Origin of the sequence: Micromonospora matsumotoense (assembly GCF_900091525.1) — a bacterium.
Lineage (GTDB): Bacteria > Actinomycetota > Actinomycetes > Mycobacteriales > Micromonosporaceae > Micromonospora > Micromonospora matsumotoensis.
Map to the genome: position 1 here is coordinate 49,496 of NZ_FMCU01000031.1, position 7,327 is coordinate 56,822.

The 7,327-nt window shown below is 70.0% G+C and carries 4 protein-coding genes; 2 read left to right on the forward strand and 2 right to left on the reverse strand.

What is annotated here, in order from left to right; translation table 11 throughout:
• Positions 1 to 565: 565 nt before the first annotated feature.
• A complete protein-coding gene (locus GA0070216_RS31850) occupies positions 566 to 1,768 on the reverse strand; it encodes a bulb-type lectin domain-containing protein (RefSeq protein WP_141723266.1) in 1,203 nt (400 codons plus the stop codon).
• A gap of 744 nt (positions 1,769 to 2,512) precedes the next feature.
• Between GA0070216_RS31850 and GA0070216_RS31860 the strand changes: the two genes are divergently transcribed.
• On the forward strand, positions 2,513 to 2,902 hold the full coding sequence (locus GA0070216_RS31860; RefSeq protein WP_091254028.1) for a hypothetical protein: 390 nt from the start codon (positions 2,513 to 2,515) through the stop codon (positions 2,900 to 2,902).
• Positions 2,903 to 3,147: 245 nt separating this feature from the next.
• Here GA0070216_RS31860 and GA0070216_RS31865 read toward each other — a convergent pair whose 3' ends face one another.
• Positions 3,148 to 4,278: a LacI family DNA-binding transcriptional regulator gene (locus tag GA0070216_RS31865; protein WP_091254031.1), complete on the reverse strand. Its 1,131-nt coding sequence runs from the start codon at positions 4,276 to 4,278 to the stop codon at positions 3,148 to 3,150.
• 643 nt (positions 4,279 to 4,921) lie between these two features.
• Between GA0070216_RS31865 and GA0070216_RS31870 the strand changes: the two genes are divergently transcribed.
• Positions 4,922 to 7,327 (forward strand): glycoside hydrolase family 2 TIM barrel-domain containing protein (locus tag GA0070216_RS31870; protein ID WP_245722874.1); only part of this gene is annotated, 2,406 nt, incomplete at its 3' end.

Genomic DNA, 7,327 nt, shown 5'->3' on the forward strand with positions numbered 1-7,327 from the left:
CGGCTGGCTCGGTGTGTCGTCATCGGCGGCTGGCCGCTGCGGCGAACTGGTCCACGTCGACGTCAGACAACTCGGCAACATCCCCGACGGCGGCGGCCACACAAGGTCCCCGGCCGGCATCGCCGCCGGGGTGGAGCGCGGGCCGAGCCGAGGCAGGGGATCGGGTGCAGTCCCAGACGACCGGCGGGGTGCCGTTGGCGGTGTTGCTGCTCGGCACGTCGAGGCAGCGCCCCGATAGATGCTGACCAGGCTGGTCGGCGTCGGCGTCGGCGTCGGCGGATCGCCGGTGACGCCGCCGCTGGCCCGGTAGACCACCGTGCCGTGCGCGGGCACGCTCGCGCTGATCGTGCCGCTGCTGGCCGTCGTGACACCGCTCAAGGCATCCACCAGAGGATCCGCTCTTGCCGATGGCCGCGGCCGTGTGCACGAACCGGCAGCAGGTAGCCACCGCTTTATCAAGCGGGGGAGACCCACAGCGGGCTGCCCCGGTAGCTCTCCGGCTCACCGGGCGAGTCGGTGGCGCGAACACCAGGGCCGGGAGCCGTGGCGTTCGCGCCGCCGCTCGTCAGTAGCTGCAGCCTGAGGTCGGCAGGCTGGTCACCGGCGGGGGCGCGGCCCCGTCGTACACGGCCAGAAGCCACGGCTGGGGGCAGCGGCTGCCGCCGCCCACCTGGATCGCCAGGTGCAGGTGTGGTCCGGTGGAGTTGCCGGTGTTGCCCGTGTCGCCAATCTGCTGACCTGCGGACACCTGTGCGCCGGACCCGACACGGTGGGCGGAGAAGTGGCAGTACGTGAAGACCGCGCCGAGCGCGGTGAGCGTGGCGCCATTGCCGCAGCTGGCGTTGGAGAACGTCTGGACGGTGCCAGCCGCCACGGCCAGGGCCGGCGTTCCCGTCGGGACCCCGATGTCGACGGCCGGGTAGTCATGATGCGGGTCGTCGTACCTGCTGCGGGGCGCGGCGCTACGCGGCAGCGGAAGCGAGTGCTGCCCGACGACGGTGTTGGTGTACCAGATCGCCGTGGCGCCCTGGTACAGCACGAGGTTGCCGTCGTTCTGCAGTACCAGGTGGACTCCGGTCCGGCCGGGTGTGTTGGTCTGCCAGATGAACGTGCCGTTGGCCCGGTACAGGACCAGGTTGCCGTCGGTCTGCATGTCCAGGTAGGCGCCCGGATGGCCATCGGTGTCGGTCTGCCACGAGTATGAGCCGTTCGGCCGGTAGAGGACCAGGTTGCCGTCGGTCTGCATGGCCAGCTTGTGGCGCCTGTCCGCCGAATACATGTCCTGACCGGGCGTCAACCGCTCACCCGGCGACAGGACGCTCTTGGGGATCCAGGTGTCGGTCTGCCACAGCACCCGGCCGGACTGCAGCAGCACGAGGTTGCCGTCGTCCTGCAGTTCGAGGCGGGCTCCGGTCCGGCCGGGTGTGTTGGTCTGCCAGATGAACGTGCCGTTGGCCCGGTACAGGACCAGGTTGCCGTCGGTCTGCATGTCCAGGTAGGCGCCCGGATGGCCATCGGTGTCGGTCTGCCACGAGTATGAGCCGTCCGGCCGGTAGAGGACCAGGTTGCCGTCGGTCTGCATGGCCAACCTGTGCTGCCGGTTGCCGGAGAGCAGATACTGCCCGCCGGTGAGTCGTTCGCCAGGGCCCAACAGGCGGGTGCCGTGAGCCGCTTGGACGGGCGATGCGGCGGCGGCGATCACGCCGACCGTCATGATTGCCGCCGACACGGCTCCGGCGATCGCGCGCCGCCATCGTGCTGCTGTCACTGTTCGTCTCCTCAGGGGTCCGGGCCGCTGCCCCGGAACGTGGTCTCACCGGTTCTGCGGCGAGGGTCTGGCGGTGCGTCCGGTCCGCGTCCACAGCCGGCACCCGTGGAGGTGTCGGCGCGGTCGTCGATTCTGATGGAGCGCGTCGAGCCCGGGTTCGAGCTGATCGGTATGGTCGCCGAACGTCGGTCAACCGGGGTCGCTGCCCTGTGGCAGCCGGCAGAGGTCCCGGCGCGAGGATGGCTCCGTGGACGCCCGGCCGAGGACGGCACGGTCGCCGCCACCCAGGCCGGACCTACCGTGGAAGTCCTGTGCCATCGGCCCGAGTGGCGCACCTCGGCTGGCAGTGCGGTTGCCCTACCGGCCCTGCGGCGGCGGGTTCGCGTCGAGCAGCGCCACAGCCACCGGCCGTTCGGACTCCGCCCGGCCACCGGCTGAGCCTGTCAAAGGATTGATCATTCGGTCCCTTGCCGGGTCGGACGGTGCCGCCCTTGTGTGACGAGTCCAACGACGCAGGAGCGTCCAACGCCGGGCACACAATACATGTACATCTGTCACTTGGGTGCGACGCCGCCAAGCCATAGCTGGGGATGCGTCAGGGCCTGACTGGTGTCCATTTCGCCAGGCTGGCCGCCTGGCCTCCCTGGCTGGTCAGCTGCCGACTCGGCCAGATCCGGTTCGTACCGGGTCGGGTGGATGGTTGACCCGGCAACGAGGAGGCGGCTGGCTACTAGCCTGGCAAGCATGGCCCCGGTCCGCACCCCCGCCTGGCGCACCCCGGTCCGCGACGTCCAGGCCACCGCTGGCTCTCAGACCAACTGCAGCGGCTTCGCCCGCGCGGTAGCGGACTTCGAGCCGCAGCCAGACCCCTCGGACGGCTTCGCCTTCGTGGTCGCGCTCGAGGAGCGGCCCGGCGCGTTCCACGACGACGAGCTGGCCGCGTGGTGCTGTGAACACGTCGAGTCGGGCGTCCGAGCGGAGTTGGCCGAGCACTTCGGCGGGATGCTGCCCCCGGTGCGGGTGGTGCTACGGCGGGTGCTGCAACACCCGGTCGACTCCAACGAACCACGCAACCGGGAGGCTGGCCGGCGCTTGGTGCTCCGCGCGCTGGAGACGCTCGAGTCCGCACCGTAGTCGCCCGGAGCCACTGGTGAACTGGGCGAACACCACCGCCGCGGCTTACCGGGAACTGTGGGGACGATGTGGCCATGGCGAACTCCCGTCAAAAGGCAGGAGGGGCCGGCGCGCCGGGCAGCGGAGTGCGGGGGATGGGGGGATCGAGAGAGGTGCGCGTCCGCGCGGGTGCTACCGCCGCTCGTCAGCGACGGCTGGTGCGGGCCTCGGGTGACGTGCCGCGGGAGGTGGACGATCGACGCTGATCAGGGCCGGGTGGAGGGGACTTCGCTGCCGGCGGGCTGACCGTGTGGGCCACCGTGGGGGTGGGGGGTCGCTCGGCGGCCCTGTTCCGGGATCGGCCGGGGCGGTGGTGGCGCCGTCGAGGCGCGGACGACGAGTTCGACCGGTGGGTCGGCCGCCGGTGGAAGCTCGACGCCCGGCTTCTCGATGACCTGTACCAGCAGCGCGAGGCCCTGCCGCGCGACGGCGTCGAACGGCTGCCGCAGGGTGGTGAGCGGGGGAGTGACGTAGGCGGCGACCGGGATGTCGTCGAACCCGACGACGCTGATGTCCTCGGGCATCCGGCGCCCGGCCTCGAGCTGCGCGCGGATGAGACCGATCGCCATGTCGTCGTTCGCGGCGAACACCGCGGTCACGGTGCCGTCGCCGGCCAGTTCCCGGCCCGCCGCGTAGCCGGACGCGGCCGACCAGTCGCCCTCGACGACCGGCGGCTCGTCCGCGCCGTGGGCCCGCAGCGCCTCGCGCCAGCCGGCGAGGCGGTCCCGTGCCGAATACCACCGCTGCGGGCCGGCCAGGTGATGGACGGTCGCGTGCCCCAACTCCAGCAGGTGCTCGGTCGCGGCCCGCGCGAGCCGGCCCGCGCCGACCCTGGCGGTCACCACCTGCGGCGCGGTGAAGGTGGGCGGCGCGCCCAGGACCAGGACCGGCACGTCCACGCTGATGATGCCGACGCCCTCGTCGATCGGCTCGGAGATGACGACGCCGTCCACGCCCTGGTCCAGCAGCGACGCCAGGGCGCTCGCGATGCCGCCCGGGTCGCCCTCGATCGTGGTGGCCACCCGCAGCGTGTAGCCCATCTTCCGGACCGCCCGCTCGATGCCCATGAGCCACGACGCCGGCCCGTACAAGGCGCTGCCGAGCGTCACCACGCCGATCGACCGGGTCCGCCCGGAGGCCAGCGCCCGGGCCGCCTGGTTGCGCCGGTAGCCGAGCTCCTCGGCGGCGTCCAGCACCCGCCGGCGCAGGTCGGCCGAGACATACGGCTCGTCGTTGAGGACCCTGGACACCGTCTTCTGGGAGACGCCGGCCAGCCGCGCGACGTCCACGCTGCGCGGCGTCGGAGGGCTTCCACCCGGCCTCACCAGTCGCGTCATGGCACCTCCCGTCGCCGGCCATAGTCCTGTATGATTGCGCTGTCATGTCTACGCAATCAGACACTCACCGTAAAGAATCAGTAACCCGCCCGTGAGGCTGGCGAAGCACGCTCCTTGTCAACACCCTAACCCCAGTTTCGAACCGAACAGGGCGGGCCGGGGCGCCTGCCGACTTCGCCGAGGACCGCAGTGCTGTCCACGCCTTCGACGTGGACATGCGGCCGGGTGCCATAGAGGCGAATCGGTTCGCTAATCGACCGGTGCCGCGTCGGTGGACCGGCGACACGGAATGCCGGAGCGCGATGCCCTGGCATTCCGGAAGGGTCGTACTCATCGGCGGCCGCTCGACGTTTGCAAGGCGTCAGGAGCAGGAAGTAACCGTCTCGAAACCTTGACTTCACGCTCGTCGCACGCATTAATACATATCTATGTATCCGGGCTGCAGCCACCCTTCCCGGGTGGTCGGCGACGCCGGCAGATTTGTCGAATCGGTTCGAGTGTCGGCCTTGAAGCTGCGCCCTGAACCGGTGTAGCGGAGCTGGCGCACGAGTCACAGGAGGTAACCGTGCATCGTACGAACGTCCACTGGGGTGGCCGATTGTCGGCATCGGCCAGAGGGCTTGCTGCGACCGTGGCGCTCGGTATGACCCTGACGCTGGGCGGCCTGCCCCTGGCGAACCCCCGGCCGGCCCTGGCCGCACCGGGCGAGACGGGGGCCGTGGCGGCCGCCGGTGTTCACGGTGTGGCGGCCGGGAACGCCGCCATCGCCTCGGTCGACCTGAGCGGGACCTGGGGTTTCACGCCCGCGGGCCGGGCGGCGACCACGATCGCGGTGCCCGGTGGCGGCTGGTACAAGCAGGGCTTCACCACCGTGAACGAGGCGGTGTACTCGCGCAGCATCACCGTGCCGGACTCGGGGCAGCCGCAGTCGGCCTGGATCGAGTTCGGCGCGGTCAACCACCAGGCGACCTTGTCGGTCGACGGCCGGGTGGTCGCCACCCAGACGACGGCGTTCACCCCGTCGAACTTCGACATCAGCGCCTATGCGGCGCCCGGCACCACCCACACGATCACGGTGAACGTGAAGGGCCGCGGCGCGTTGAAGGCATCCAACGGCCGGTACCTGGTGCCCGACGCCGCCACCTGGTCCGAGGCGGTCCCCCAGGGGATCTTCGGGTCCGCGTTCCTGCGGGTGTACCCGGCGGTGTACGTCAGCGACACGTTCGTGCGTACGTCGGTGGCGAACAAGACGCTGACCTACGACGTGACGGTGCGGAACACGTCGGGCAGTTCCCGGTCGGTGACGTTGACCGGGTCGCTGTCGTCCAAGAACGGAACGGCTTTCAGCTACCCGGAACTGCCCAGCCGTACGGTCACCGTGGCGGCCCGCTCGACTGCGGTCGTGACCGTCGGGCCGGTCGCGTGGAACCTCGACAGTACCTCGTACTGGTGGCCCAACGTGCCGTACCGGTCGGGGTACCGGGCGCAGCTGCACGGGCTGGCGGTGCATGCCGTCACCGACGACGGCCGGACGAGCGACGCCGACTACCGGTTCGGGTTCCGGGAGGCCACCCAGAACGGTGACTACTACTACCTCAACGGCGTGCGCGTGAACTTCCGCGGCGACAACCTCCAGGGTGCCGACTATGACCGGATCAACAACGGCGGCAAGGGCGACGCGTACCACACCCTGCCCGGTTTCCTGCCCCCGTCGTCCGGCAACGGCGGCTGGCCGCAGGCGGTGGACAACTACCAGCGGCTGAACTACAACGTGGTGCGCATCCACCAGGAGCCCGGAAGCCCGTACATGTTGGATGTCGCCGACGAGATGGGCCTGATGATCATCGACGAGGTCGCGATTCGCGGCTCCCAATCCTCGCAGGAGTGGAAGGAGTCCGTCGGGCACGACAACATGGTCAACCATGCCCGCGCGCTGGTCCTGCGCGACCGCAACCACCCCGCGATCATCCGCTGGAGTCAGAACAACGAGCCGAACCAGAGCGGCCAGGATTCCGAACAGTTCGAGAAGGAGCTGTACGCGGCGATGAACGGTGCCGACGGCACCCGGCCGATCATTGCCGAGGTGGGCGTCGGCGGGAATGTCAGTCTGTATCCCGGGATGACGTACGCCAACTTCGCGGTGATCCCGCACTACGTCGACGGCTTCGGCAGGTACGGGGAGGGCCTGATCACCGTGAATGGGCGCCCCGACGGCGAGGGCGAGTACATCTGGCCCGCCTGCAACAACAAGCAGGGCTTCGAGTGGTTCGCCACGGCAACCCTGGCCAAGCGCGGCAAGGGCGCCACCGACCTGCGTCCGTACACGTTGCTGTCCGCCTGGGCCAGCGTGGTGCCCGGCGTGCGGAGCACCGACTTCACCCCGGAGGAGGGCGGTCACCCCATCTACGGCGTGGACAACCTGCCCGACCCGTGGAGCAACCCGCAGATCCAGCGCGTACAGGCGGCGTTCAACCCGGTGGCCGCGGTCGACCTCCCCTTCTGGTCTGCCTCCGGCAATTCGGACTCCAACGGCACCTTCCCGCTGCCGCAGGCGGTACCCAGCTACGCCCGCAACGCCACGGTCACCCGGAACATCACCGTGTTCAACGACGACTTCGCCGACACCTCGGTGGGCTTCACCTGGACCGCCCGGCTCGACAGCCCGACCGGCGCGGTCGTCGCGTCCGGCAGCACCAACCTGACCGTCCCACTCGGCTCACGGGTCACCCAGCCGGTGTCCTTCACCACCCCCAACACCGGCAGCCGCGTGTACCTGCAACTGTCGACCACCAAGGCCGGTAGCCCCGTCTTCACCGACGCGGTCGAATACTTCAACCTCACCGGAGGCAGCGGGACCGGACCCACACCGGGCACCTACCGCATCGTCAACCGCAACAGCGGCAAACCCCTCGCCATCGCCGGCAACTCCACCGCCGACGGCGCCAAGACCGTCCAGCAGAGCGGCACCCCCACCTGGACGATCAGCACCACCCAGGACGCCTACACCCTGCGCTACACCGCCTCCGGAAAGATGCTCGACGTCAACGCC

Coding starts and splice junctions, on each gene's coding strand:
- GA0070216_RS31860 (WP_091254028.1), top strand. CDS start 2,513: ATGGCCCCGGTCCGCACCCCCGCCTGGCGCACCCCGGTCCGCGACGTC.
- GA0070216_RS31865 (WP_091254031.1), bottom strand. CDS start 4,278: ATGACGCGACTGGTGAGGCCGGGTGGAAGCCCTCCGACGCCGCGCAGC.